Annotated in this window: 26 protein-coding genes and 4 tRNA genes; 18 read left to right on the top strand and 12 right to left on the bottom strand. The window is 68.8% G+C overall.

The window, feature by feature from the left end; genetic code table 11:
- Positions 1 to 18: 18 nt before the first annotated feature.
- The 3 genes from HQ312_RS20005 to HQ312_RS19995 form a co-directional block, all read right to left on the bottom strand.
- Positions 19 to 477 carry a DUF4395 domain-containing protein gene (locus HQ312_RS20005; RefSeq protein WP_027504274.1) on the bottom strand — a complete coding sequence of 153 codons (459 nt, stop codon included), beginning with the start codon at positions 475 to 477 and terminating at the stop codon, positions 19 to 21.
- A gap of 270 nt (positions 478 to 747) precedes the next feature.
- Complete coding sequence (locus HQ312_RS20000) at positions 748 to 1197, bottom strand: thioredoxin family protein (protein WP_222640958.1); 450 nt, start codon at positions 1195 to 1197, stop codon at positions 748 to 750.
- A complete protein-coding gene (locus HQ312_RS19995; protein WP_027504272.1) occupies positions 1194 to 1973 on the bottom strand; it encodes an LmeA family phospholipid-binding protein in 780 nt (259 codons plus the stop codon). The genes HQ312_RS20000 and HQ312_RS19995 overlap by 4 nt, the downstream gene beginning before the upstream one ends.
- Positions 1974 to 2153: 180 nt before the next feature.
- Here HQ312_RS19995 and HQ312_RS19990 point away from each other — a divergent pair, with 180 nt between their 5' ends.
- The 6 genes from HQ312_RS19990 (at position 2154) to pstB (ending at position 8026) form a co-directional block, all read left to right on the top strand.
- Positions 2154 to 2942, top strand: a complete 789-nt coding sequence (locus HQ312_RS19990) for a response regulator transcription factor (RefSeq protein WP_056446762.1) — start codon at positions 2154 to 2156, stop codon at positions 2940 to 2942.
- 1 nt (position 2943) lies between these two features.
- A complete protein-coding gene (gene mshD / locus HQ312_RS19985) occupies positions 2944 to 3855 on the top strand; it encodes a mycothiol synthase (RefSeq protein ID WP_373425240.1) in 912 nt (303 codons plus the stop codon).
- A gap of 220 nt (positions 3856 to 4075) precedes the next feature.
- Positions 4076 to 5173 carry a phosphate ABC transporter substrate-binding protein PstS gene (pstS, locus tag HQ312_RS19980; protein ID WP_027504269.1) on the top strand — a complete coding sequence of 366 codons (1098 nt, stop codon included), beginning with the start codon at positions 4076 to 4078 and terminating at the stop codon, positions 5171 to 5173.
- 90 nt (positions 5174 to 5263) lie between these two features.
- Complete coding sequence (pstC, locus tag HQ312_RS19975; RefSeq protein WP_027504268.1) at positions 5264 to 6301, top strand: phosphate ABC transporter permease subunit PstC; 1038 nt, start codon at positions 5264 to 5266, stop codon at positions 6299 to 6301.
- 3 nt (positions 6302 to 6304) lie between these two features.
- Positions 6305 to 7234 (top strand): phosphate ABC transporter permease PstA, encoded by a 930-nt coding sequence (gene pstA / locus HQ312_RS19970; RefSeq protein WP_027504267.1) that lies wholly within the window; start codon positions 6305 to 6307, stop codon positions 7232 to 7234.
- Between the two features lie 15 nt (positions 7235 to 7249).
- On the top strand, positions 7250 to 8026 hold the full coding sequence (gene pstB / locus HQ312_RS19965) for a phosphate ABC transporter ATP-binding protein PstB (protein WP_027504266.1): 777 nt from the start codon (positions 7250 to 7252) through the stop codon (positions 8024 to 8026).
- A gap of 87 nt (positions 8027 to 8113) precedes the next feature.
- Here the strand turns inward: pstB and phoU are convergent, their stop codons facing one another.
- The 4 genes from phoU to HQ312_RS19945 form a co-directional block, all read right to left on the bottom strand.
- Positions 8114 to 8791, bottom strand: coding sequence for a phosphate signaling complex protein PhoU (gene phoU / locus HQ312_RS19960; protein WP_027504265.1), 678 nt, complete (start codon positions 8789 to 8791; stop codon positions 8114 to 8116).
- A 75-nt stretch (positions 8792 to 8866) separates the two neighbouring features.
- Positions 8867 to 10849, bottom strand: a complete 1983-nt coding sequence (locus HQ312_RS19955) for an LCP family protein (RefSeq protein WP_222640955.1) — start codon at positions 10847 to 10849, stop codon at positions 8867 to 8869.
- Between the two features lie 63 nt (positions 10850 to 10912).
- A complete protein-coding gene (gene dusB, locus HQ312_RS19950) occupies positions 10913 to 12052 on the bottom strand; it encodes a tRNA dihydrouridine synthase DusB (RefSeq protein WP_222640945.1) in 1140 nt (379 codons plus the stop codon).
- Positions 12053 to 12179: 127 nt separating this feature from the next.
- The gene (locus HQ312_RS19945; RefSeq protein ID WP_027504262.1) at positions 12180 to 13148 is read right to left on the bottom strand and encodes an acyl-ACP desaturase; all 969 of its coding nucleotides are present in this window, start codon (positions 13146 to 13148) and stop codon (positions 12180 to 12182) included.
- Between the two features lie 353 nt (positions 13149 to 13501).
- Between HQ312_RS19945 and HQ312_RS19940 the strand changes: the two genes are divergently transcribed.
- Genes HQ312_RS19940 through HQ312_RS19930 form a run of 3 tightly spaced genes read left to right on the top strand, consistent with a single transcriptional unit; the run spans position 13502 to position 15558 of the window.
- A complete protein-coding gene (locus HQ312_RS19940; RefSeq protein ID WP_373428398.1) occupies positions 13502 to 14116 on the top strand; it encodes an AIM24 family protein in 615 nt (204 codons plus the stop codon).
- A gap of 1 nt (position 14117) precedes the next feature.
- Entirely contained in the window at positions 14118 to 14789 is a 672-nt protein-coding gene (locus tag HQ312_RS19935) for an AIM24 family protein (protein ID WP_222640943.1), read from the top strand.
- A 16-nt stretch (positions 14790 to 14805) separates the two neighbouring features.
- Positions 14806 to 15558, top strand: coding sequence for an AIM24 family protein (locus HQ312_RS19930; protein ID WP_027504259.1), 753 nt, complete (start codon positions 14806 to 14808; stop codon positions 15556 to 15558).
- 28 nt (positions 15559 to 15586) lie between these two features.
- Here HQ312_RS19930 and HQ312_RS19925 read toward each other — a convergent pair.
- A tRNA-Lys gene (locus HQ312_RS19925) sits at positions 15587 to 15659 on the bottom strand.
- 320 nt (positions 15660 to 15979) lie between these two features.
- On the opposite strand from HQ312_RS19925, the gene HQ312_RS19920 reads away from it, so the two are divergent.
- The 8 genes from HQ312_RS19920 to HQ312_RS19885 all read left to right on the top strand — a co-directional run bounded on the left by HQ312_RS19920 (position 15980) and on the right by HQ312_RS19885 (position 21761).
- Complete coding sequence (locus HQ312_RS19920; protein ID WP_027504258.1) at positions 15980 to 16630, top strand: ScbR family autoregulator-binding transcription factor; 651 nt, start codon at positions 15980 to 15982, stop codon at positions 16628 to 16630.
- A 96-nt stretch (positions 16631 to 16726) separates the two neighbouring features.
- A tRNA-Glu gene (locus HQ312_RS19915) sits at positions 16727 to 16799 on the top strand.
- A gap of 92 nt (positions 16800 to 16891) precedes the next feature.
- Positions 16892 to 16965: transfer RNA gene (locus HQ312_RS19910), tRNA-Asp, on the top strand.
- 89 nt (positions 16966 to 17054) lie between these two features.
- Positions 17055 to 17128 (top strand) — tRNA-Phe (locus tag HQ312_RS19905).
- 104 nt (positions 17129 to 17232) lie between these two features.
- Positions 17233 to 18483, top strand: a complete 1251-nt coding sequence (locus tag HQ312_RS19900) for an FAD-dependent oxidoreductase (RefSeq protein WP_222640941.1) — start codon at positions 17233 to 17235, stop codon at positions 18481 to 18483.
- 92 nt (positions 18484 to 18575) lie between these two features.
- Entirely contained in the window at positions 18576 to 19277 is a 702-nt protein-coding gene (locus HQ312_RS19895) for a response regulator transcription factor (RefSeq protein WP_222627822.1), read from the top strand.
- The gene (locus HQ312_RS19890; protein ID WP_027504255.1) at positions 19274 to 20236 is read left to right on the top strand and encodes a HAMP domain-containing sensor histidine kinase; all 963 of its coding nucleotides are present in this window, start codon (positions 19274 to 19276) and stop codon (positions 20234 to 20236) included. Before HQ312_RS19895 ends, HQ312_RS19890 begins: the two co-directional genes overlap by 4 nt.
- Before the next feature lie 76 nt (positions 20237 to 20312).
- On the top strand, positions 20313 to 21761 hold the full coding sequence (locus HQ312_RS19885) for a DUF4153 domain-containing protein (protein WP_222640938.1): 1449 nt from the start codon (positions 20313 to 20315) through the stop codon (positions 21759 to 21761).
- Here the strand turns inward: HQ312_RS19885 and HQ312_RS19880 are convergent.
- From HQ312_RS19880 to HQ312_RS19870, 3 genes are all read right to left on the bottom strand, one after another.
- Positions 21700 to 21984: a protealysin inhibitor emfourin gene (locus tag HQ312_RS19880; protein WP_027504254.1), complete on the bottom strand. Its 285-nt coding sequence runs from the start codon at positions 21982 to 21984 to the stop codon at positions 21700 to 21702. The genes HQ312_RS19885 and HQ312_RS19880 overlap by 62 nt on opposite strands.
- 1 nt (position 21985) lies before the next feature.
- Positions 21986 to 23125, bottom strand: a complete 1140-nt coding sequence (locus HQ312_RS19875) for a M4 family metallopeptidase (RefSeq protein WP_308123946.1) — start codon at positions 23123 to 23125, stop codon at positions 21986 to 21988.
- Between the two features lie 81 nt (positions 23126 to 23206).
- Positions 23207 to 23668: a hypothetical protein gene (locus tag HQ312_RS19870; RefSeq protein WP_222627818.1), complete on the bottom strand. Its 462-nt coding sequence runs from the start codon at positions 23666 to 23668 to the stop codon at positions 23207 to 23209.
- A gap of 79 nt (positions 23669 to 23747) precedes the next feature.
- Between HQ312_RS19870 and HQ312_RS19865 the strand changes: the two genes are divergently transcribed.
- The gene (locus HQ312_RS19865) at positions 23748 to 24833 is read left to right on the top strand and encodes a hypothetical protein (RefSeq protein WP_222640937.1); all 1086 of its coding nucleotides are present in this window, start codon (positions 23748 to 23750) and stop codon (positions 24831 to 24833) included.
- Here HQ312_RS19865 and HQ312_RS19860 read toward each other — a convergent pair.
- Positions 24775 to 25623, bottom strand: a complete 849-nt coding sequence (locus HQ312_RS19860; protein WP_222641033.1) for a pseudouridine synthase — start codon at positions 25621 to 25623, stop codon at positions 24775 to 24777. The two genes, HQ312_RS19865 and HQ312_RS19860, sit on opposite strands and share 59 nt — an antisense overlap.
- Positions 25624 to 25656 lie beyond the last annotated feature (33 nt).

Genomic DNA, 25656 nt, shown 5'->3' with positions numbered 1-25656 from the left:
TGACAGGTGGTGGGTGGTTCAGGTGGTGGCATGTCGAGCCGGCAGGAGCCGACTCGCGAGTGGGTAGATCTTGCAGCCCAGGCAGATTCCGAACGCCGCGTTCAGCACGGCGGCGAACAGGGCCAGACCCGTGGCGACGGTGCCGACGGTCGTCGAGGACAGCGCGAACCCGAGGGTTCCCACGATCGAGAAGGCGAATCCCAGTCCCTGCGCGAACCGCAGGGGGGTCGTCGGTTCGGTCTCCGACACCGGGCCCAGGCGCGGTGCGACGACGGCGCGGAACACGCGTCCGTAGGGATGCGCTGCCGGCCCGGCAGCAGCGCCGTACGCGAAGACCAGCGTCTGCAGGCCCAGGAGCAACGCTGCGGCGGTGAGCGACACCGTCGACACGAGCAGCGTCACGACGAGGACGCCGGTGGTCACCCAGGCGACGAAGCGGGGACCACGAACGTCGACCTGCGGGGGAATGGATGACATCGAGATGCTCCTGGAGTGGAGGAAAGGGGACCGAGCGGATGCGCATGGTCTCCGGCGATCGTCGAGCGGTCCGAGGTCGGTACAGCACGGCTGTACCCGAGCGGACGGGTCGACGAGGGGAGGACCGTCGTCAGCGGCAACGGCAGCAACAGCCACCGAGGCGGCACAGGTCCACTGTGCGGCGTCGGGTGAGCAGAAGCTCGTGGCTGGCGGTCACGTCGGCCATGGTACCCACGCCGGTCCAGATCCAGAAGTTCCGGGTGTCGCTCGTCACTCCGACGAGGGTGAATCGGACGCCGAGAGCACGGCGGCCCGCAGGTCCTTCGACGACGGCACACCCGACGCGCGCGATCGTTCCCGCATCGCCCGATCGAGCACGAAGGTGGTCGGGAGAGACATCACGCCGAAGTCGCGGGCGAGCTGCGGATTCTCGTCCATGTCCACCTCGACGTCGGACACGCGGTGCCCCGCCGACTCGAGGTCGCTCACCACGGCGGACACGACGCGTCGCACCGCCGCACACGGGCCGCACCAGGTGGCGGAGAAGTGGAGCACGGTCACCGCGCCGTCGGTGGCGCCGGCGGCGCGCAGAGCGTGAGCTCGCGATCCCGACGCGCCGCCGCGATCCGACGTGCGGACGGCGCCCTCGCGGCGGCGGACCCACAGGCCCACCACGGTGGCGAGCGCCAGGGCGACGAGAAGGACGACGACGGCGCTCACGGCGTGCGGATCTCGTCGAGTTCGATGGTGACGTCCTCGGCGCTGCCCTCGATGACGATCTGCCCGCCCTCCGCGTAGACCGACGTGGGGAGGATGCCGAACGGCAGCTGCTGCTCGTCGATCGTGCGGGTGAACAGGCCCAGGACCGCGGGCTTCAGGAAGTCGGGGATGGTGAAGTCGGCCTGGCCCTCGGGCCCGAAGTAGAGGTCCGACGCGACGATGGACACGGTTCCACCGTCGAGCCGGAGCTCGGCGGTGACGCTGACCGCGGTGTCCAGGGGGCCGACGGGCACGGTGCCCGTGAGGACCACGGCCCCGGCGGTGGTCTCGCCGGAACCGCCCGAACCGCCGGTGCCGTCGGAGCGGTCGGCGGGGGGAGTGGAGACCTGGAGGTCGGGGATCTCGAGGAACCGGCCGAGGTCGGTGGCGTCGATACGGACGCGCGCGTCGAGTTGATCCATGGGCACCGTGCGCACCGATCCGTCGAGCAGGTCGGAGGCCGGAATACGCACGCCGCGCAACGTCGCCTCGATGGTCGTCTTCTCGACGTAGTCGGTGGGGACGTCCTGCGCTCGGATCTCCACGCGGCCGTACCTGCCGTCGGCCGCCTGGGTCAGGAACGGGAAGCCGTGGATGGTCACCTGCGGATCGGACACCAGATCTCCGCCGTCCCGCAGTGCCCGCGAGACGCGGTACTCGGAGTAGGCGGCAGTGCCGAAATCGGCGGCCAGAGCGAGCGCCAGGACGAAGACGAGCCCGACGATCAGTTTTCGCACGGAGTTCCTCTCGGGCGGTTCGGTGTCCTGCGGGCGGGTCCCGAGGCGGGCGGTGGCGGCTCGCAGCCGACTGTCCTGCCTTCCGACAGGTTAGTCTGTGACCGAAGAACAACCGGAAGTGCCGGTCGCGGACCCGCTGGTGGGCTCGTCCGGCCGAAGAAGAGCGGACGAGGAGGCCCTGTGGAGTTGCTGCTGCTGACCTCCGATCCGGATCCGGAGTCCGTGCTCCCGTCCCTCGCGCTCCTGGCGCACACGGTGCGTCCCGCGCCGACCGAGGTCTCGTCGTTGCTCGAGGCCGGGAGCGCGGACATCGCGCTCGTCGACGCGCGCACCGATCTGGCCGCCGCCCGCGGACTGTGCCGACTGCTCGGCAGCGCCGGCTCCTCGGTACCCGTGGTGGCCGTGCTCACCGAGGGCGGTCTGGTCGCCGTCAACGCGGAGTGGGGCCTCGACGACATCCTGTTGCCCACCACCGGACCCGCCGAGCTCGATGCCCGGTTGCGTCTGCTCGTGGGCCGCCACGGAGGCGTCAGCAGTCCCGAGGCCTCGGGGAAGATCACGCTCGGCGAGCTCGTCATCGACGAGGGCACCTACACCGCCCGTCTGCGCGGGCGACCGCTCGACCTCACCTACAAGGAGTTCGAACTCCTCAAGTACCTCGCCCAGCACGCGGGCCGCGTCTTCACCCGAGCGCAGCTGCTGCAGGAGGTGTGGGGGTACGACTTCTTCGGCGGTACCCGCACCGTGGACGTGCACGTCCGGCGTCTGCGCGCGAAGCTCGGAACGGAGTACGAGTCGCTCATCGGCACCGTGCGCAACGTGGGATACAAGGCCGTGAGACCGAGCCGGGCAGGTAAGGGCGCGGCGGGCAGCGACGACGCGGTCGACCTGCCGTCGGACGGCGACCTGGACATCGAGAACGACACGGCGACACCCTCGTTCGCCCCAGCTGATCGGACGGCCTTCTGACGTGAGCGACGCGATTCGACTCGAGGCACGGCGACCGGTCGGCGACGAGGCCCGACGCGTCCGCGACGCGATCGAGGCCGCCACGACCGCCGACGGGACACCGCCGCTGTCGGAGCAGGCCGAGCGCGCCGTGGACTCTCCGCGGGACGACGAGCATCTGCTGGCACTGGACGGCGAACACCTCGTGGGGTACGCGACGCTCTCGTCCGCGCGCGGTGACGCGCCGGTCATGGTGGAGGCCGTCGTGCACCCCGATCACCGGGGCCGCGGCGTCGGCACCGCGCTGGTCGACCGCGCTCTCGCAGCACCGGGGGCGCGCGTGTGGGCCCACGGGCGGCTGCCCGCCGCCGATCGCGTCGCCGAGAAAGTCGGTCTCGAGGTGGTCCGCGAACTGCTGCAGATGCGCCGCCCGCTCGGTGGCCCCGACGCGGCGCCCCTGCCCGAACTCACCGTCCCGGACGGCATCACCGTGCGGACCTACCGGGAGTCCGACGACGCCGAGATCCTGCGGGTGAACAACGCCGCGTTCTCCTGGCACCCCGAGCAGGGTGGCTGGACGCAGGCGGAGATCGACGAGCGCCGCGCGGAGTCCTGGTTCGACCCCGCGGGGCTGTTCGTGGCGACGTCGACGGACGACCCGGACACGGTGCTGGGGTTCCACTGGACCAAGGTGCACCCGCCGACCGGAGACGATCCCGAACTGGGTGAGGTCTACGTCGTCGGCATCGATCCGGCGGCCCAGGGCAGGGGGCTCGGCCGGACCCTCACGCTCGCCGGCCTGCGGTATCTGGCCGATCGCGGCCTCGCCGGCGTGCTGCTGTACGTCGAGTCGGACAACACGGCCGCCGTGCACACGTACGACCGGCTCGGCTTCGCCACCTTCCACGTCGACGCGGCGTTCGCGCGCGTCTGACGCGGGACCGGTGCGGTCCCTGAGACGCGCATCGCATCCCGATCCGGGTTTTCGGTCTGTCTGTTCACCCTCCGTTCACAAAGGCGCGGTGAACCGTCCACCACCGGCGCTTACGTTCTCCCACGGGTAGCGCACGCTGCCCGTTGCGGTACGACGTCACCGCATCTTTTCTCGCCCGCCGACCGATCGGTCGCCGACGGGCTGTTTCTGGAGGAGACAGGTGAAGCTCGAGCGCAGCATTGCCCTCATGGGTGTACTGGCTGTCGGCGGATTGACGCTGGCTGCATGTGGTTCCGACGCGAACGTCGAGGCCACCGGCAGTGGTGACTCCGCCGCGACGTGCGAGGGCAAGAGCCCCATCACCGGCGAAGGATCGTCGGCGCAGCAGAACGCGATGTCCAACTTCACGTCCGTCTACTCGGGTGTGTGCTCCGGCAAGGCCGTGGAGTACACCGTGAGCGGTTCCGGCAACGGCCGGACCCAGTTCGTCGCCGGTCTCGTGGACTTCGCGGGCTCGGACTCGTCCATCAAGGAAGAGCAGGCCGACGCGGCCGCCACGCGCTGCGCCGGCAACCCGGCGTGGAACCTTCCCCTCGTGTTCGGTCCGGTTGCCGTGGCCTACACGCTCGACGGTGTCGACGACCTGGTCCTGACGCCCGACGTCATCGCCCAGATCTTCACCGGCAAGATCACCACCTGGAACGATCCGGCCATCGCCGCGCTGAACGAGGGCGCGTCGCTCCCGACCACCGCCATCACGCCGATCTACCGCTCGGATTCCTCGGGCACCAGCGACAACTTCCAGCGCTTCCTGTCCGACGCCGCACCGCAGTCCTGGACGCTGGACCACAGCTCCGACTGGGCCGGTGGAGTGGGCGAGGGCGCCAACGGTTCGTCGGGCGTCGCTCAGGCCGCTGCCGCCACCCCGGGCGCCATCACCTACGTCGAGAAGGGCTTCGCCGATCAGGAGAACCTGACCGCGGCGCAGATCGACTTCGGCGCCGGTGCCGTCGAGCTCACCACCGAGACCGCCGCCAAGGCGATCGACACGGTCACCTTCTCCGGTGACGGAAACGACCTCGCGCTCGACACCGACGCACTGTTCGCCAGCAAGGAAGCCGATTCCTACCCGCTGGTGCTGTCGACCTACGAGATCGTCTGCTCCAAGGGCTACGACGCGGAGACCGCCGCGGGCGTCAAGTCGTTCCTGCTCAGCGCTGCCAACGAGGGCCAGGAAGGCCTCGAGGCTGCCGGTTACGTGCCGCTCCCGGACAGCTTCAAGGAGCGTCTGGTGACGGCGATCAACGCCATTTCCTGACACACTGGTTCTCGCCTGCATCACCCCCGAAGACCATTCACCGGGTGATGCAGGCGATGCCATACCACCCCACACGAGACAGTGAGCGGTATGAGCGACACCCATTCGATCAGCGACGTCACGCCGGCCACCACATCGGCCGTGAGCGCCGCTCGCAAGACGGAAGCGCCGACACCAGTGCCCGACAAGAAAGCCTCAGGTACGGTCACCCGCCCGGGTGACCGCATCTTCTCGACGCTCGCCACCGGTTCCGGTGTCTTCGTCATCGTCCTGATCGCGGCGATCGGTGGGTTCCTCCTGTGGCGGGCGATCCCCGCGCTGCAGAACAACACCGTGAACTTCTTCACGTACAACGGGCAGTGGAGCACGTCGGACACGTCCGCCATGCTCTTCGGTGTCCGTGACCTGTTCCTGGTCACGGCCACGGTGTCGGTGGTGGCTCTGCTGATCGCCATGCCGGTGGCACTGGGCATCGCGATCTACCTGACGAACTACGCCCCGAAGCGTCTGGCGGGCCCGCTGGGCTACGTCATCGACCTGCTGGCCGCCGTGCCGTCCATCGTCTTCGGACTCTGGGGCCTGTACGTTCTCGCGCCGGTCATCTCGCCCGTCGCCGAGTGGCTCAACACGAACCTCGCGTGGTTCCCGCTCTTCGCCACCGGTTCCGTCTCCATCGCCGGCGGCGGCACCATCTTCACCGGTGCGATCGTGCTCGCCGTCATGATCCTGCCGATCATCGCCGCGGTCACCCGCGAGGTGTTCGTCCAGACGCCCCGTGGCCAGATCGAGGCTGCTCTCGCCCTCGGCGCCACTCGGTGGGAGGTCGTGCGCACCACGGTCATCCCGTTCGGCAAGTCCGGCTTCGTCAGCGGCTCGATGCTGGGCCTTGGCCGCGCGCTCGGCGAGACCATCGCGCTCTACATCATCATCCGCAGCACCCAGGAGACGTTCGGCTGGACGCTGTTCGACGGCGGCAACACCTTCGCGACGAAGATCGCACTGGCCGCGGGTGAGTTCAACAACCAGCTGCAGGCCGGTGCCTACATCGCCGCGGGCCTGGTGCTGTTCGTCCTCACCTTCGTCGTCAACGCCGGCGCACGCGCCGCCATCGCTGGAAAGAAGGACTGACCCATGGCCGACACCACGTCCGGTGGAACCGCCACCATGGATCGCCCCGTCAAGGAGCCGACCTTCCAGGGTGTCAGTGCCCGTCGCAAGGCCTCCGACTCGATCGCGACGGTCCTCGTGTCCCTCGCGGTGCTCATTGCGCTCGTCCCACTGATCTGGGTTCTCTACACCGTCGTCTCCCGCGGTATCGGCGCCGTCGCGTCGGCCGACTGGTGGCAGTACTCGCAGGCGGGTGTCACCCCCTTCAAGGAAGGCGGCGGCGCGTACCACGCGATCGTCGGAACGCTGCTCCAGGGACTCTTCTGCGCGGTCATCTCCATCCCGATCGGCATCTTCGTCGCCATCTACCTCGTCGAGTACGGCGTGGGCACGCGGCTCGCGAAGGCCACGACGTTCATGGTCGACATCCTCACCGGTGTCCCGTCCATCGTCGCGGCGCTGTTCATCTACTCGCTGTGGATCGCGACGTTCGGCTTCGACCGGTCGGGTCTGGCTGTCTCGCTCGCCCTGGTCCTGCTCATGATCCCCGTGATCGTGCGCTCGGCGGAGGAGATGCTGCGCATCGTTCCCCAGGACCTGCGCGAGGCGTCGTACGCGCTGGGTGTGCCGAAGTGGAAGACCATCGCCAAGATCGTCGTCCCGACGGCGCTCTCGGGCATCGTCACGGGCATCATGCTCGCTCTCGCCCGCGTCATGGGTGAGACGGCGCCGGTGCTGATCCTGGTCGGGTCCGCGACGGCCATCAACTTCAACCTGTTCGCCGGTCCGCAGACGTCGCTGCCGCTCATGATGGTCGACCTCCAGAAGGCCGGAACCGCTGCCCTCACCAGCGAGCGGATGTGGGGTGCCGCCCTCACCCTCATCCTCATCGTTGCGGTGCTGAACATCGGCGCGAAGCTGGTCTCCCGCTTCTTCGCTCCCAAGAACTTCTGACAGAAGGATCTCGACATGGCAAAACGACTCGATCTCAAGGACGTCAACATCTTCTACGGCAAGTTCCACGCCGTGTCGAACGTGACGCTCTCCGTTCCTCCTCGTAGCGTCACGGCCTTCATCGGACCGTCCGGCTGCGGCAAGTCCACGGTGCTCCGCTCGCTGAACCGCATGCACGAGGTCACCCCGGGTGCCCGCGTCGAGGGCTCGGTGCTGCTCGACGGCGAGGACATCTACGGTTCCGGCGTCGACCCGGTCGGCGTTCGCCGCACCATCGGCATGGTCTTCCAGCGTCCGAACCCGTTCCCCACCATGTCCATCCGTGACAACGTCGTGGCCGGCCTGAAGCTGCAGGGTGGCCGCAGCAAGAAGCAGCTGGACGAGGTCGCGGAGGAGTCGCTCAAGGGCGCGAACCTGTGGAACGAGGTCAAGGACCGCCTCGACAAGCCGGGCGGCGGTCTGTCCGGTGGTCAGCAGCAGCGTCTGTGCATCGCCCGTGCGATCGCGGTGCAGCCCGACGTCCTGCTCATGGACGAGCCCTGCTCGGCTCTCGACCCGATCTCGACGCTGGCGATCGAGGACCTGATCGGTGAGCTGAAGAAGGACTTCACCATCGTCATCGTCACGCACAACATGCAGCAGGCTGCACGTGTGAGCGACCAGACCGGCTTCTTCAACCTCGAGGCCACCGGCAAGCCCGGCAACCTGATCGAGATCGACGACACCGAGAAGATCTTCTCCAACCCGTCGCAGAAGGCCACCGAGGACTACATCTCCGGTCGCTTCGGCTAGACCGCAGCTCGCGCGTCCACACACGGAAAGGGCGCCCTCCCCGCGGGGAGGGCGCCCTTTCGTGCGTCCGGGTACCGAGTGGAAGAACTAGGACACGTGCTGCGCGGGAGGCGTCGGCAGGTCGCTGGGCAGGCTGCCGGTGACCAGGAAGATGACTCGGCGGCCCACCTCGACGGCGTGGTCGGCGAAGCGCTCGTAGAAGCGACCCAGCAGGGTCACGTCGACGGCTGCGGCGACGCCGTGCTTCCACTCCTTGTCCATGAGGACGCTGAACAGGTGGCGGTGCAGGTCGTCCATCGCCTCGTCCTCCTCACGGAGCTTCGCGGCGCGCTCGGGGTCGCGGGTCTCGAGCACCTCACGTGCGGAGGAGCCGAGAGCGACGGCGATGCGTCCCATCTCGGCGAAGTAACCGTTGACCTCCTCCGGCAGTGCGTGCTGGGGGTGGCGACGACGCGCGATCTTGGCGACGTGCAGGGCGAGAGCGCCCATCCGGTCGATGTCGGCGACGATCTGGATACCGGAGACCACCGAGCGGAGGTCGCCGGCGACGGGTGCCTGGAGAGCCAGCAACGCGAAGGCGCGCTCCTCTGCCTGGGCACTGAGGTCGGTGATCTTGTCGTGCTCGCCGATCACCTGCTCGGCGATCCGGAGATCCGCCTGCAGCAGGGACTGCGTGGCGCGCTCCATCGCACTACCGGCCAGGGCGGCCATCTCGCCGAGCAGGTCGGCGAGTTCTGTCATCTGTTCGTTGTAAGCCACGCGCATGGCCCGATTTTACTCGGCCGTACGTGGGTACAGGGCATGCAGGCGGTGAACGGGCGGTGAATGCGGAGCAGCGATTCACACACAGGACTCGTCCGCCCCGTTCGTGACCGTCAGATCGCTGGGGAGCGCGACCTCCGTGGACGCTCCGGAGACCCCCGTCGCGAAGGTCGGTAGCAGGTCTCCGACGACGGTCGGCGGCGTCAGGAAGCCCTGGAAATCCGTCCCCAGGACGACCTCGACGATGCCGCCCAGAGTCGGCGTCTCCTCGAGAACCGCTCCCGGAATGGTGCTGGCCACCGTCGACGCGTCCGCGATCGACCCGGCGCCGTACCGCACGACGGTCGCCGCGGCACCGGTGGTCTCGGCGTTGCCGGTCCCGACGACCTGGAAGCCGTAGGCCGCCAGTTCGTCCGCGGTGGTGGCGGCCAGTCCGCTGGTCTCCGAGGCGTTGGAGATCTGGACCGACACCAGCGAGGGGTCGACCGCGACCTGCGGTTCGGTGGTGACCGGCGGCGCGACCTCGGGGGTGGTCTCGGGTGCGCGTTCCTCACCGGGGAGCGGCTGGTCGTCGATGATCGCCTGGAAGATCGCCTTGATGTCGTCGGTGCGCGGGATCTCGTTGCCGTAGTCGGTGGTACCCGCGGTGGGGACGGTGAGGAACGTGACCGCGCCCGCTTCGACGCCGCGCAGCGACTTGCCGAGCGTCAGCAGATCCGACGTCTTCACGTTCTCGACGAACGTGTCGCGGGTGAACGCCGTGACGAAACCGTTGAGGGCGCCCGGGTCGAACAGCACGCGGTTGCTCAGCACGGAGCGCAGGAGCGAGGACAGGAAGAGTTGCTGACGTTTGATGCGTCCGTAGTCACCGGTGCCCTCGGCGTCCACCTTGCGGGCGCGCACGTAGTTGAGCGCGGTGCGTCCGTCGATGCGCTGTTCGCCCGCGGTGGCCAGGACCGTTCCCAGCTCCTCGTCGACCAGCGGAACCGGGGAACACACGTCCACCCCGCCGACCTCGTCGACCATCGACTCGAAGCCGGCGAAGTCGATACCCACGAAGTGGCCGATCCGCAGTCCAGAGATCTTCTGAATGATCTTGACCAGGCACTTGGGTCCACCGAGCGCATAGGTCGCGTTGAGCTTGTCGCCGTCCGCGGCGGGATACATCTCGCCCGTGTAGTCACCGGTGGTGCTGTCCCAGCCCTCGCACTCGGGGCGTTCGACGTCGAGGTCGCGGGGGAACGACACGGCGACCACGCGACTGCGGTCGGCCGGGATGTTGATGAGCATGACGGTGTCGGACCGTGCACCCTCGGCATCGGCCACCGTGCCGGCGCCGATCTCACCACTGGCTCCGGCTCGGGTGTCCGTCCCGACGATGAGGTAGGTCTCGTCGCCGTACTGGCCGGGCGCGTCGACCACGTCGGTGGACTCGGTGTCCAGGGCCGCGACCTGCTCGAACCCGCGGTCGGTCGCCCGGAGATATCCCCACACGACACCGGTGATGACCAGGGCCAGGATCGAGACCATCGAGACGCCGACACGGCCGGCGACCCGCATCCGCTTGCGTTTGCGTGCCCTGCTGAGGGCGAGCCGCGTGAGCGTCGGGGGTGCGACGGGGCCGACCGCCTCGGGTGCCGGACGCTCCGCGGTGCGTCGCTCGTCCACGACGGGGGCGATCACCTCGGTGGGCGGCTCCGGATCCTCGCGAGGTGGAACCGGCGGGGACGGTGGAGGGCTCGACGCGACCGCTCGATCGTCCGCGCCGGAGGTCGGGGAGTCGTCGCGACCCGCTGCGCGTCCCCGGTTCGAACCGATGCGGGAGATCCGATCCACGACCTCGGCCACCGAGAGGCGTCGATCCTGGTCGTCGGACGAGGACGGCGGGGTCTGGTCGGGCTCGGGTCGATCCGCTGGCGGGCGCTGTTCCGGCGCGGGCTGCTCGGACGGGGGAGACGGTGTCTCGGGGTCGCGATCGGAGCGCGGCACTCGCGAGATGGGACGCTCCCAGGGGGCGCGTCGTCCGGGTGTGGGCGACCCCGGTTCGTTCTCGTCACCCACTGGTCGTTCCGTCTTTCTCTCGGGCGTCGAACAGTGGTCGACGGATCGACGCCATAGTACTGATCATCCGCCCGAGTGCATCAGATCGGCGCCCGCCGGCACCGCACAGTCGTCGGGATCGTCGAGCCAGCCGTCGGGCAGCGACACGGCGCCGGGGGAACCCTGGCGACCGCGGGGGCCCTCGGCGTCGGCCGGGAAGGGAACGGTCGGATCCAGGCGAGCCAGCAGCTCGTCGAGCTCCGCGAGTGTCGAGACGGTGGCCATGCGTACCCGCAGGTCCGAGCCTGCCGGGAAGCCGCGCATGTACCAGGCGACGTGCTTGCGCATCTCCCGGAGCCCGCGGCCCTCGCCGTGGTGGTCGGACAGCAGTTCCGCGTGCCGACGCATGATGACGGCGACCTCGCCCAGCGTGGGCGGCGTCGGCGCAGTGGTGCCGCGCAGAGCGGCGGACAGTTCGGCGAACAGCCAGGGGCGTCCCAGGCAGCCGCGGCCGACGACCACGCCGTCGCAGCCGGTCTCGGCCATCATGCGGGCGGCGTCGGACGCGTCGAAGATGTCGCCGTTGCCCAGGACGGGGACATCGCGGACGTGATCCTTGAGGCGCGCGATCTCGGACCAGTCGGCCGTACCGGAGTAGCGCTGCGCCGCGGTGCGCGCATGGAGCGCGACGGCCGCAGCACCCTCGCCGGCGGCGATCCGTCCTGCGTCGAGGTGCGTGTGATGCTGGTCGTCGATGCCGATCCGAAACTTGACGGTCACCGGGATGTCCGTCCCCTCGGTGGCCTTCACCGCCGCGGCGACGATGCGTCCGAAGAGCGATCGCTTGTACGGCAGGGCGGCGCCGCCGCCCTTGCGCGTCACCTTGGGCACGGGGCAGCCGAAGTTCATGTCGATGTGGTCGGCCATGTTCTCGTCGACGATCATCTTCGCGGCGTCGTACGTCGTGTCCGGGTCCACGGTGTAGAGCTGCAACGAGCGAGGCGTCTCGGTCGGGCCGAACGTGGTCATGTGCAACGTGGCGGGCTGCCGCTCGACGAGGGCACGCGCGGTGACCATCTCGCAGACGTAGAGCCCGGAGGTGCTGCCCGTCAGCGTCTCCTCGAGCTCCCGACACAGCGTGCGGAACGCCACGTTGGTGACACCGGCCATCGGCGCGAGGACGACGGGACTACGCAGGGCGAGGGAACCGATCTGCAGAGTCATGGTTGATCACACACCAGACATGGTCGACGGGAAACAGCGATGTGCCCGGCATCCGCGGAACGGGTGCCGGGCACATCGAGGGTATCCGTCGGAACTGGCACTCGGCCACTCCGTGGTGCGGTGCGGGTCAGGATGCCTGCGCGGCCTGCCGCTTGGCAGCCTCGCGGGACAGCATGCGGTCGCGCTGCTCCTCGAACTTGAGAACGTCCTTCTCCAGCTTCTCGAGGAAGGCGGCGAGCTCCTCACGCGTCTGCTCGCCCTCGGCGGTGAAGTCGGTGCGATCGAAGATGTTCCACTTGCGCAGCACCGGCATGACGACGTCCTCGAGGTGCTGACGCAGATCGTAGATCCCGTGCTTGGCCATCAGCACGCCGTTGCGGCGGAAGTTGGGCATGCCGGCGCCGGGCATCTGGAAGTTCTGCACGATGTCGGCGATGGCACGCAGCGCCTGGTCGGGCGAGATGTCGAGCGCCGCACCGCACAGGTTGCGGTAGAAGATCATGTGCAGGTTCTCGTCGGCCGCGATGCGCTGGAGCATGCGGTCGGCGATGGGGTCGTTGCAGACCTTGCCCGTGTTGCGGTGGCTGACTCGCGTGGCCAGCTCCTGGAACGTCACGTACGAGACGGAGTGCAGGAAGCCCATCTGATCGTGGCCACCGGCAGCGGCCGAGGAGAAGCCGTTGGTCATGTGCTCGATGCGGGCCTGCTCGAGGGCGACGGGATCCACTCCGCGCGTGACCACCAGGTAGTCGCGCATGACGATGCCGTGGCGGTTCTCCTCGGCGGTCCACCGGCCCACCCAGGTGCCCCAGGCGCCGTCCTGCGAGAAGTTCTCCGCGATCTCGCGGTGGTACGACGGCAGGTTGTCCTCGGTGAGGAGGTTGGTGATCATGGCGGCCTTGGCCACCTCGTCGAGCCGAGACTGCTCGGGCGACCAGTCCTCGCCACCGAGCGCGGCGAAGTTACGCCCCTCGTCCCAGGGGACGTAGTCGTGGGGGTGCCACTCCTTCGCCATGGAGAGATGCCGGTTCAGATTCTCTTCCGCAACCGGCTGCAGCTCTCCGAGCAGCTCCAGTTGGGTCAGATCCCGTGCCATGCGTGTCCTCCAGAATGGTGTTCGGCTCACTGCTTCCGCGCGATGACCGCGCTGCCTCGTACTGTGAGGGCAGCCTACGGCACCGTAACTTCGATGTGAATTGCTTCGACGAGCCGCCGCGAGGGGTGCGTACCGTCCGGTAGACGTTCATCGAGCGGGGCGACAGTTCGTTACGCCCGCCCGCCGTCGACCTCGTCCAGTATATGCCGCGGGGTACGGGGTACAGGTGTTGTGACTTCTGCGAGAAACGAACTCGATGTACTGTGCGTCACTCGGAGTCGCTGGCAGGGGACAGATCACCGGAGCCACTGTGGCGACGACCGTTGTCTGCCATTCTGTCTGCCGTGGCGCAACTGAGAACCGAGGGACACCGCGTTCTGGTCGTCGACCTGCACGGGGACAGCGTGCGGGCGGTCACCGGATCGATGATCGCGTACGAGGGCCAGGTGACCTTCCGGAACGCCGGGATGGGCGGTGGCGGTGGACTGCGCGCCGCTCTCAAGCAGAAGGTCACCGGCGAGTCGCTGTCCCTGATGGAGATGGCGGGGCAGGGAACGGTGCGGCTCGCGGTCGACGCGCAGCACGTCGTCGTCGTGCCGTTGGCGGGTGACGCACTCCACGTCGAATCGTCGCAGTTGCTCGCTCTGTCCGGCGGGCTGCGGTCCGATGTGGCCTTCGCCGGGCTCCGCGGCGCCTCGTCCGGGCAGGGCCTGTTCACGACGGTCGTCAGTGGACAGGGCGAGGTGGGACTGCTGTCCGCGGGCGGACCGCTCATCGCGCTCGAGGTGTCGCCGCAGTACCCGTTGGTGGTCGATCCGGACGCCTTCGTCGCGCACCGAGGTCAGGTGACACAGAGCTTCGTCACCGACGTCACGTGGCGGTCGGCCGTCGGCGGCGGGAGCGGCGAGGCCTTCTCCCTCCGCTTCGACGGCACCGGTGTCGTCTACATCCAGCCGCAGGAGCGCTGACATGTTGGAACTCGTCAACAGCAAGGTCGTGAAGTCGACCGTCGCCCCGGGCTCGCCCACGCTCGCGCGCCGTGGATCCATGTTGTTCCACCAGGGCGACGTCCGCTTCGTCCCGCACACGATCGGCGGCGCGGGCGGCATGCCGGGGATGGGTGCAGTCGCGGGTATGGCCGGCCGGATGATGTCGGGCGAGCACGTCGCCATGATGGCCGCCGAGGGGTCCGGCACCGTGCACTACGGCCACGCCGGGCTGCACGTGTCCGTCATCGATCTCGACGGGACCGGTGTCCTCTCGGTCGAGGCGTCACGGTTGCTCGCACACAGTGGCGCACTCTCGACATCGGTCGTACCCCTGACGCAGCAGGGAGGGGTCCGCGGCGCGGTGCGCGGGGCGATGACCGGGCAGGGCATGTTCACGACACAGGTCGCCGGACGTGGGCAGGTGGCCGTGCTGTCCCACGGTGGGACGGTCGAGATCGAGGTGGGTCCGCACCGGCCGCAGGTGATGGTCGATCCGCAGGCGTACGTGTGTCACCGCGGCACTCTCACCGTCGACATCTCGACGAACGTCGGGTGGCGTGACGCCGTCGGCCGCGGTTCGGGTGAAGCCGTGCAACTCGCGATCGGCGGCGCAGGGACCGTGTGGGTCCAGGCGTCCGAGCAGAAGTTCTGACGAGAGGGAATCGGACATGACCGACGTCGTGCACAACCCCCACACCCTGCCGGTGAACGACAACGTGCCGGGAAACGACTACGCCTTCTGCATCGAACTCGCGGGACAGCCGTGGTTCACGGCGAAGGGCGCGATGATCGCCTACTACGGGTCGGTGCAGTTCGAGCCTCTCGGGCGGACGTCGATGGCGGCCGTCGTGGCCTCACGCTTCTCGTCGCCGCTGTACGCGAACGACTGGGTGCTCGCGAGCGGACACGGCAAGGTGCTGCTCGGCGATCGCGGCTTCGACATCAACTCGTTCGATCTCGACGACGGCAACCTGACCATCCGGGCGTCGAACCTGCTGGCCTTCGAACCCGGCCTCGAGCTGAAGCAGTCCATCGTGCCCGGTTTTCTCACGCTGCTCGGCACCGGGAAGTTCCTCGCCTCGTCCAACGGTGCGGTCGTGTTCGCCGAACCGCCCGTTCGAGTGGATCCGCAGGCACTCGTCGGCTGGGCCGACTGCCCCGCTCCGTCCCACCACTTCGACGCGCAGTGGATGCAGAGCTTCCTGGGGGCGGCGCAGGGGATGCTCCTCGGAGCACAGACGGGGGAGGAGCGGCAGTTCGACTTCACCGGTGCGGGAACGGTCCTGATCCAGTCGTCCGAGAAGGTGGTGAGCGACGCTCATCTGCTCCGCCACATCGAGTCGGAGACCGTGGCGCTGGGTCAGAACGCGTTGCGCTCACTCCATCAGAGCATCGGGGCCCGGCTGAGCCAGAATTCCTGAGCGTCGACGGGTGTGGGGAAAGACGTTGTGCCCCCAGTAGGGCTCGAACCTACGACCTGCGGATTAAAAGTCCGTAGCTCTACCAACTGAGCTATAGGGGCGGTGCTCGACGAGTGTAATGGACCCCGGGCGGTCGCTCTCGACCTGGCCTCGCGTCGGGAGTGACGCATTCACCATTCACCTATTCGCTATGAATCATCACCATTCTCGCCGGTCGACATTCGGACGCGGGCCGGGCATATATCCGACAAACCGGTCATCGGAACGCACGACACGCTGGTGGGGCCGTCCGAACACGCCGGACGAACCCGCTCGAGCTCGATGTTTGCGGCCACGTCCGAGGGGATTCTCAGGTTTGTCGGCTACCCTTCACTCAGTATCAGGGCCCTTCAGGGTGTTCAATTTCGGAGGCAGCAGCGCAATGGCACAGCAGGAACGTGCTCGACGCACCCGGGCCGCGATCGTCGAGGCAGCCGCGTACGAGTTCAGCAAGCGTGGGTACACCGCGGCGTCGGTCAACACGATTCTCGAGGGATCACGCGCCACCAAGGGTGCGATGTACTTCCACTTCAGCTCGAAGGAAGAACTGGCTCGCGCCGTTCTGCAGACCGCGATGGAGAAGTACGTCGCCATCATGGACGTGGAGCGCCCGGACGGCGTCGACGCCCTCGAGTGGCTGCACAACCTCATCTTCCAGCTCGCCCGGTCCTTCGACGAGAACGTCGTCGTGCGTGCGGAGTTCCGTCTCGTCGTCGAGCCCGAGTTCCACGCGAGCATCCGCGAGGGAGCGGGCGCCGTGTGGGGTCGCACCGCACACAAGCTCGCGGCCGAGGCGCACGAGACCGGTCTGCTGCGCCCCGACATCGATCCGCGCATGTTCACCCGCGTGCTGGTGACCTCGCTCGCCGGCCAGCGGTACATGGCCGATCTGACCGCCGAGGACACCGACCTGGTGGTGCTGTTCGAGGAGTCACTCGAGGTTCTCCTGATGGCGATGGCGTCGCGGGAATGGCTCGACAAGTGGCGCGTCAACGGGTGGCCCCGAGTCGACGCTGTGAGCGTCGAAACATAGCCTCACCTGCGGATTTGTGAAATTCCGAAGCGGTGTCCTAAGCTATCCAAGCTCCCAACGGAACGCCGTTGGGGTACGGTCGGAGCGATTCGACGGGCCCCCTTCGTTTAGCGGCCTAGGACGCCGCCCTTTCAAGGCGGTAGCGCGGGTTCGAATCCCGTAGGGGGTACGTTTCAGCGAGTGACAACGCTGGAGCGGGAGTGGTGAGAAGTAGGACGAAGATGCAGTAGGGTCTTCCACGCAGTACATGCTTCACAGCATGGCCCTGTGGCGCAGTTGGTTAGCGCGCCGCCCTGTCACGGCGGAGGTCGCGGGTTCGAGTCCCGTCAGGGTCGCAACACCTCAGAGGTCGCAATACCTCAGTGATGCGATGATCGTCAGCACCGAGTAGTACAGCATCACCGGTACCCGCGAGGGTGCCCACGGCCAGGTAGCTCAGTCGGTACGAGCGTCCGCCTGAAAAGCGGAAGGTCGCCGGTTCGATCCCGGCTCTGGCCACCGAGAATGGACACAGACTGGAACCACCTGCCGGCGCAGGTGGTTCTTCTCGTTTCCGGACCCGTCGTCCTAGGTCGCCGACGCCCGGGTGGTATCGATAGGGCATGACTGACATCGATGCTGACGTGATCGTGGTGGGGGCGGGTATCGCCGGTCTACGGTGCGCCGGAGCGCTGCGCCGGCGTGGATTCACGGTGCGGGTCGTGGAGGCGGGCGACGCCCCTGGGGGACGGATCCGCACCGACGTCGTGGACGGTTTCCGCTGTGATCGAGGCTTCCAGCTCCTCAACCCCTCCTACCCGGCCGTGAAGCGTCATGTCGACGTGTCCGCGCTCGATCTGCGGGTCGCCGGTCGCGGTGTGCGGATCGTCGACGACTCGGGGCGAGCGCACACGATCGCCGACCCGACACGGCACCCGGGCCTGCTGCTCGGGACGGTGCGGTCCGCGGCTCGCCTCGGCCTGCTGCACCCGGGCGCCGTCGTCGGTGCCGCGCGGTGGGCGTTGCCCGCTGTCGGACCGGTGCGCCGCCTGGCCGCGTCCCCCGACGCTGCACTCGCCGACGACTGGGACCGCGTCGGCCTCCGCGGTCCGCTGCGCTCCGCACTGCTGGCTCCGTTTCTCAGCGGGGTCCTCGCCGACGGCGCGGGAGACACGTCGGACCGCTACGTCCGGCTCGTGCTCCGCAGCTTTCTTCTCGCGACACCCGGTGTGCCGAACCGCGGAATGCAGGCGTTCCCCGAGCAGCTCGCCCGCGATGCCGGGGTCGACATCGCGTACTCCTCGCGCGTCGAGCAGGTCACCGACGGCGCGGCACCCGCCGTGCGGATCGCCGACGGGTCGGTGCTGCAGGCCCGCGCGGTGGTGGTGGCGACGGACGCGCGAGGCGCGACCGAGCTGACGGACACCCGGACCTCTCCCATGCGCGGGTTGTCGACGTGGTGGTTCGAGGCCGACGCCGCGGAATCCGACGAGTTCCTCCGCATCTCGGGGACGGGCGGCGTGGTGGTCAACACCGCCGAGATGAGCTCCATCGCACCGGGATACGCGCCGACCGGGAAGACCCTGGTGCAGGCGACCACGCTGCTGGACGACGCCGGTCCCGCCGAGGAGTCCGTCGTGCGCGCCGTTCTCGATCGGCTGTGGGGTCGGTCCACCGCGTCGTGGCGGGTGATCGTGCGTCACGACGTGCGGCGTGCGCTCCCGGTCCAGGCACCCGGGACGTCGCTCCGGCGATCGCTGCAGGTCGGTGACCGCGTGCTGCTCGCCGGCGACCATCGCGACACCCCGTCGATCCAGGGTGCTCTGGTGTCGGGTGGTCGCGCGGCCGCCGAGGTGGCGCGGCTGCTCGGCTGACGCGGCGTCCGGTTCGTGGGCCGGAGCGATCTCCACGGAATCTTCACAACGTGTCCCCGAGACCCGCACATGATGCCGTTACGGTCTGTTTCATGGATCGACGACGAATTCTGGTGGTCGAGGACGAACGGGCTCTGGCCGACGCGATCGCGGCACGGCTGCGGTCCGAGGGCTTCGACGTCGACCTCGCGTCTACCGGACCGGCCGCCGTGGAGACGGTGGCCCGCACGAACCCCGACCTGGTGGTCCTCGACGTGATGCTGCCCGGGTTCGACGGTCTCGAGGTGTGCCGACGCATCCAGTCCCGCCCCGAGGGCGCCGTCGCCGTCCTCATGCTCACGGCGCGGTCGGACGAGACGGACCAGCTGGTGGGCCTCGGGGTGGGTGCGGACGACTACATGTCCAAGCCGTTCTCGATGCGCACCCTGGTGGCCCGCGTGCACGCACTGCTGCGCCGGGTGGAACGCCATCCCGCGCCGTCGCCGACCGTCGTGCACGAGTTCGACGACGTCCGGGTCGACGAGCGCGCGCGGCGGGTCTTCCGTGACGGCGACGAGGTCCACCTGACACGCACGGAGTTCGATCTCCTGCTGTTCCTCGCTCGGCGGCCGGGCGCGGCCTACGCGCGAGATCGACTGCTGTCGGACGTGTGGGGGTGGTCGCGCGACGACTCCATGACGTCCGTGCCGTCCCGCACGGTCGACAGCCACGTCAAGGCGTTGCGGCGCAAGCTGGGGTCCGACGTCGTGCGCACCGTCCACGGCGTCGGGTACGCGTTCCGGGCACGCGGATGATCCGCCCTCTCGACTCGCTGCGCTCGTTCAAGGTCAAGACCGGCCTGGTGGTGGTGATCGCGCTGTTCGCGGCGTCGGGCACCTTCTGGCTCGCGGCGCAGCAGCCGTTCCGGTACGCGCTGCTGCTCGCACTCGTCGTGGCTCTGGTGGTCACGCAGATCGTCGCGCACGGGATGACCTCGCCGCTGCGCGAGATGACCGCAGCCTCGCGAGCGATGGCGAACGGGGACTACACGCACCGGGTTCGTGCCACGTCGCGGGACGAGATCGGCCAATTGGCCGTCGCGTTCAACACGATGTCGGCAGACCTCGCAGAGGCCGACCGCTACCGTCGGGAGCTGATCGGCAACGTCTCGCACGAACTCCGGACACCGATCGCGTCGCTGCAGGCCGTGCTCGAGAACATCGCCGACGGGGTGCAGGAGGCGACCCCGGCGACGGTGGGAGTCGCCCTCGAGCAGACCGAACGTCTGGCTCGGCTCGTCGACGACCTCCTGGATCTCTCGAAGCTCGAGGGTGGCGCACTCGGTCTGTCGCGCAGCACGTTCGACCTCCGTCAGTTCCTGACCAGCGTGGTCACCCAGAGCACGGCGACCCGGTTCTCGGTGTCGGTCGAGCCTCCCGGTGCGACGGTGACCGCCGACGAGGAACGGGTACGGCAGGTGATGGCCAATCTGGTCGAGAACGCCGTGCGCCACGGTCCGCCCGACGGTGCAGTGGCCGTGTCGGCCGTGGTGGGTGACGACACGGTGCGCATCGACGTGGTCGACGAGGGCGACGGGATCGCGCCGGCCGATCGCGCTCGGGTGTTCGACCGGTTCGTCCGCGGCGGGTCGACCGACGGCGGCACCGGCATCGGGCTCGCCATCGCTCGATGGGCCGCCGAGTTGCACGGCGGCACACTCGATGTGGTCGACGTCGGCGCCGGGTGTTGCTTCCGGCTCACTCTTCCCGTCTGACCCCCACCGTCCGCACTCGGCACGTGACACCGCATCCGGTGCTCGCGCGATCACCCCTGCCCGAAAGAGGTTCACGATGACCACCGACCTTCTTCCCGATCCGGCGGCGCAGTCGCCGGTCCGCACCGTCACCGAGTCTCCGCGTCGCTGGGCCGTGGGTTCCGCCGCAGCGGTCGGGGTGGTCGCCGGCGCGATACTGACCGACCGGCCGTCGGTGGCCCACCTCGCCGTCGGCGTCGCTGCCGTCCTCGCCGCTCGACTGCCGGACCGGTCGCGCTGGTCCGTGGCATGGATCGGCGCCGCTTTCACGCTGCTGGTGGTCCCGTTCGTCCGCGATTCGGGATGGCTCGCAGCGTCGTCCGTCGGACTGGCTGTGTGGTGTGTGGCTCTGTCGACCACGAGATCGACGACGTTCACCGCCACGGTGCTCGCGCCGATCGTGCCCGTCGTGGTGCAGGGAGCCGTGCTCCGCTCGCTCGGAACCGGTGCCGCACAGGTGACGCTCCCGTCTCGGGGGTCCGCGGTACGCACGCTGCGCGTCGTGGTGAGCACGGCCCTGCTGGTCACCGTGTTCACGCTGCTGTTCGCGGGCGCCGACGATCGCTTCGCCTCGCTCGTCGACGCGGTGATCCCGACCGTGTCCGTCGACGTCGACCCGCTGGGGCCGGTCGTGGCTCTGTGCGTCGCGCTGTGGATTCTGGGTGTCGCCCACGCGAAGCGTCACGCGATGGCACTCGATGCGCTCGCTCCCGGCGCCGGTCGACGACGACCGGTGTGGGAGTGGGCGGTGCCGGTCTGCGCGCTCGTCGTCGTGTTCGCTGCGTTCGTGGTGGTGCAGGCAGCCACGTTGTTCGGCGGACACGACCACGTGATGACGACGGACGACCTGACCTTCGCGGACCACGCCCGATCGGGATTCTGGCAGCTGATCACGGTGACAGTCGGCGTGCTCGTCGTGGTCGCCGTGCAGGTACGCAAGGTCGACGCCGAGGTGCGGCGCGACCGGGTGCTCGCGCGCATCGCCTTCGGGTCGCTGTGTGTGCTGACGCTGGTGGTCGTCTGGTCGGCGGTGTACCGAATGTCGTTGTACGAGCAACAGTTCGGTCTCACTCGGCTGCGAGTCGGGGTCATGGCCGTCGAGGTGTGGTTGGGCGTCGTCGTGCTCGCCGTCATTGTCGCCGGTGCGCGCTGGTCCGCGCGCCTACTGCCCGCGGTGATCGTCGGCACGGCGGCGCTGGGCGTGCTGGTGATGGCGGTGGTGAACGTCGATGCGCTGGTCGCGGACCGTGCAGTCGAGCGCTACGAGCGGACCGGACTGATCGACGTCGACTATCTCGGCACGCTGTCGGCGGACGCGGTGCCCGCCGTGTCGACCCTGCCGCCCACGCTGCGCGACTGCATCGTCGACGAGCCCGGGAGCGACCCGTGGTGGAACGCGAACCTCGCACGCCGTGAGGCCGCCGTCATCGCGGCGAGCGACCCTCTCGCAGAGTGCGCTCTGCCAGCTCGCGAAGCGGGCCGGTGAGTGCCGAATCGCCGGTCTCGCACGAGTGCTCGCCGATCTCGAGTCGCCACCGGAAGGTGTCGCGAGCGAGGGACGACGACTCGGGCAGGCCGTTCAACAGGGGGAGCGCGCGAGTGACCAGCTGCTCCCACTCGGGTGCCGTGTCGCCGAGGGCCGTGGTGTCGACGCTGCCGCGGCGGGTCATCCCGGCCACGCCGCCGCTGCGTACCACCACGATGACCATGTCACGTCCTCTTGCTCGCCTCGTCCGCCGCATCGGACGCGGATCCCGTCCCGGCCGGCTCGAGGCCCACGGTAGTCCACCCGCCGACCACGGCGCGGTAAACGTCGGACCCGGTTCCGTACCGCGCCGATGCGGCCGCGACCGTCGCCGCGGAGAAGGCGGCGAAATCGGCGGTCGGCGTCAGGCTGCCGGACGTGAGAGCGTCGAACCAGACCTGTCCGAGACGATCCCAGGCCGGCCCGCCTAGCGCGACGGCGGCCTCGGCGAACGCGCGGTTGGGGATGCCGGAGTTGATGTGCACCCCGCCGTTGTCCTCGGTGGTCTCGACGTATCCTGCCATGTCCGCGGGCTGGGGGTCCTTGCCGAGGACGTCGTCGTCGTACGCGGTACCGGGTGCCAGCATCGAGCGGAGGGCGCTGCCCTGCACGTCGGGGAGGAAGAGCCCCTCGCCGACGAGCCAGGACGCGTCCTCGGCGTTCTGCCCACGCGAGCGCTGTTCTGCGAGGACGCCGAACACGTCGGACACCGACTCGTTGAGGGCGCCGGACTGTCCGGCGTACTCGAGCTGTGAGGTGTACTGCGTGAAACCGTGAGCCAACTCGTGCGCGATGACGGACAGCGACACGGTGAAGCGGGTGAACACCTCGCCGTCACCGTCGCCGAACACCATGCGGGTGCCGTCCCAGAACGCGTTGTCGTACTGCTCGCCGTAGTGCACCGTGGCGTTTAGCGGCAGCCCCTGCCCATCGAGGCTGGACCATCCGTAGACCTCGGCGAACAGGGCGTGGGTGACACCGAGGCCGTCGTAGCTCTCGTCCGCCGCCGGATCGCCGACAGGTTCGCCGCCCTCGGTACGCACGACGTCGCCGGGCAGAGTCTGCGTGTTCTTCGCGTCGGCGATGGTGCGCTGCAGCCGATCCGCGACGGCGCCGCGGGGAGCGGTGGGCGACACGGTGGACCGCGTCGAGTCGCGTCGGCGCCGCATCTCGTCGTCGAGTTCCAGCGTGCGGCTCGCGACGGACGGGGCGGTGTCCAGGCGGGCACTGCGTTCCGCGGGGGCCGACGCGAGGCGCTGCAGAAGGTAGGGAGGAACGACGCCCTGGCAGCAGGGCGTGGTGCGCGAGAGGTCGGGGGTGGCCACGATGAGATCCTTCCGAAGGGGAACGATCGCCACGCTAACCCCGATCACCGACAGCCCGCGCACCTCGCGGAGCTCGTGCGGTCAGGGGCAGGCGACCTTCGCCTGGTCGTAGATGCGACCGGCCTCGTCGACACCGGGCTCGTTGCCGTTGTTGGTGGCCTGCGACCGGATGTCGGTGACCACGGCGTCCTTTTCCTTGCCGTCGGTGATCTGCTGGCAGATGCTGCCGAGCAGCGATTCGATGTCCTCGTCGGACTTTCCCTCGGAGAGCGCGGAGAACTGCGCCTTGTAGGCGGCGACGAAGGTCGCGCGCTTGGCGTCGTCGAACACGTTGCCGGCATCGTCGGCCAGGCTGCCGGCGCTCGACTGGATGCCGGGTGCGGCCGACTGTGCAGAGCTGAGTGCGCCCTGAGCTGCGTCGCCCACCGATTCCGCGGCGTTGTTCGCGGTGTCCTGTGCGGACTGCTGATCCTCGGAGCTGCATCCACCCAGGATCAGGGCGAGGGTGGCGGCAGCGGCGAGCGTGGCGGGAAGGAGTCTCATCGGACGAACTTTACCGGGCGTACCGTCGCATTCCACCGCGAAAGTGGCCTGTGAATGACCATGATCGACGATGGCCATCATGCAGCGGGATGAGGGTGCGCGGCGGGTGCGGACGCCGATCGTGCGCAGTGCCGACGGGACGTCGTCCGTGGAGTCGTTCGTCATCGCCGCGGTCGCGACCATCCTGCTCACCCGCGCCTACCTCGAACTCACCGACTATCCGCAGGTGGGCGGCGGAAGCCTGCACATCGCCCACGCACTGTGGGGCGGTGCGCTGATGATGACGGCGCTCGTCGTCGGATGGCTGTTCCTCGGCTTCGGAGCGCGCTCGTCGGCCGTGCTGCTGGGCGGCGTCGGCTTCGGTCTGTTCCTGGACGAGGTCGGGAAGTTCGTGACGAAGGACAACGACTACTTCTACGGCCCGTCCGCCGAGATCATGTACGTGACGGTGGTTCTGGTCCTGGTGCTCGGACGAACCGTTCGCGACGTCCGCGAACCGACGCCACGGGAATGCCTCGCGAACGCTGCCGCCATCGCGTCGGAAGGACTCGTCGGTGGGGTACCGGGATCGCGCCGGGAGCTGGCCCGCGAACTGCTCGACCGAGCGCGGACGACGGGAGCCGACCCCGAGCTCGTCGCGAGCATCGACACCCTGCTGAGTCGGTGCGTTCCGGCACCGTCCCGGCCGACGCGTCGGCTGGTGTGGTTCTCGCGCACCGTCCCGTCGTTCGTGACCAGTACGCGCTGGGCGATCGCGTTGTCCTGGCTCATGGTGGTCACCGCGTCCGCGACGGTCGTGGCGGGCATCGCACAACTGGCCACGGGCGGTCTGGTCATCGAACGCGACGACCTCGATGTCACCCTCGACCGGATGACCATCTCGGGCGGCATCCTGTGGGTGACGGCGTGCGTCACGGTCGCCCTCGGGCTCCCGTCGCTGATCGCGCGGCGGCGCACCGCGTCCCTCTGGCCTCTGCACCGACTCCGGTCGGCGGCCCTGATCTACGCGTTGCTCGGTGCGCTCGTCGACTTCGCCGAGACGGGCTTCGCCGCCCTGACCAACCTCGCGATCGGACTGCTGACGCTCGCCGCGATCTCGCACCGGATCACGGTGGAGACAGCGCGAGGGTCCGCTGCGACGCGAAGTGCCGCGGTGCGCCTGTGAGCGGGTCGGTGAACTCGATGCTCCGCGCCAGCAGTCGCAGTGGATCCCGGTAGTCGTCGACGGCGACCTCGCGCGGCACGGGATACAGCGAGTCGCCGACTATGGGCAGGCCGAGAGAGGCCATGTGCACGCGTAGTTGATGGGTCTTGCCCGTGCGTGGATGCAGGCGGTAGAGCGCCAGGTCGCCCACCGTGCGCACCTTCTCGATCACGGTCTCGCTGTTCGGCTCACCCGTCACCTCGGTCGCCTGCAGTGATCCACGGTCCTTGACGATGCGGCTGATCGCGGTGTGCGGGAACGAGATCGGCGAGTCGGGGGCCACCGCTTCGTAGACCTTGACCATGCTGCGCTCCCGGAACATCTCCTGATATGCGCGGCGGACGTCCTGTCGTGCGGTGAAGACGAGCACGCCCGCGGTGAGGCGATCGAGGCGGTGCGCCGGGGACAGTGCGTCGTTTCCCAGTTCGCGTCGCAGCCGGGTCAGGGCGGTCTGCACGACGAAGCGCCCCCGTGGTGTCGTCGCCAGGAAGTGCGGCTTGTCCACCACCACGATCGCATCGTCTCGGTACAGGATCGGGGCGGTGAACGGCACCTCGGGTTCCACGGGCGGATCCCGGTACAGGTAGACGTCGGCGCGGGGGACCAGGGGAGTGTCGACCAGCACGGGCCGTCCTGCGGCATCGACGACCTCGCCGTCCGTCACCTTCGCGCGCAGGGCCTCCGCATCGCGCGGAAAGCGTGCGACGAGGTACTCGACTATGGTCCTGTGCTCTGCCGGCGCGTCCGGCATTCGGATCCGCGTCGGATTGAGACCGTCTCGGAT

Origin of the sequence: Rhodococcus sp. BP-316 (assembly GCF_019836105.1) — a bacterium.
Lineage (GTDB): Bacteria > Actinomycetota > Actinomycetes > Mycobacteriales > Mycobacteriaceae > Rhodococcoides.
This window is presented reverse-complemented; position numbering and strand designations above follow the sequence as displayed.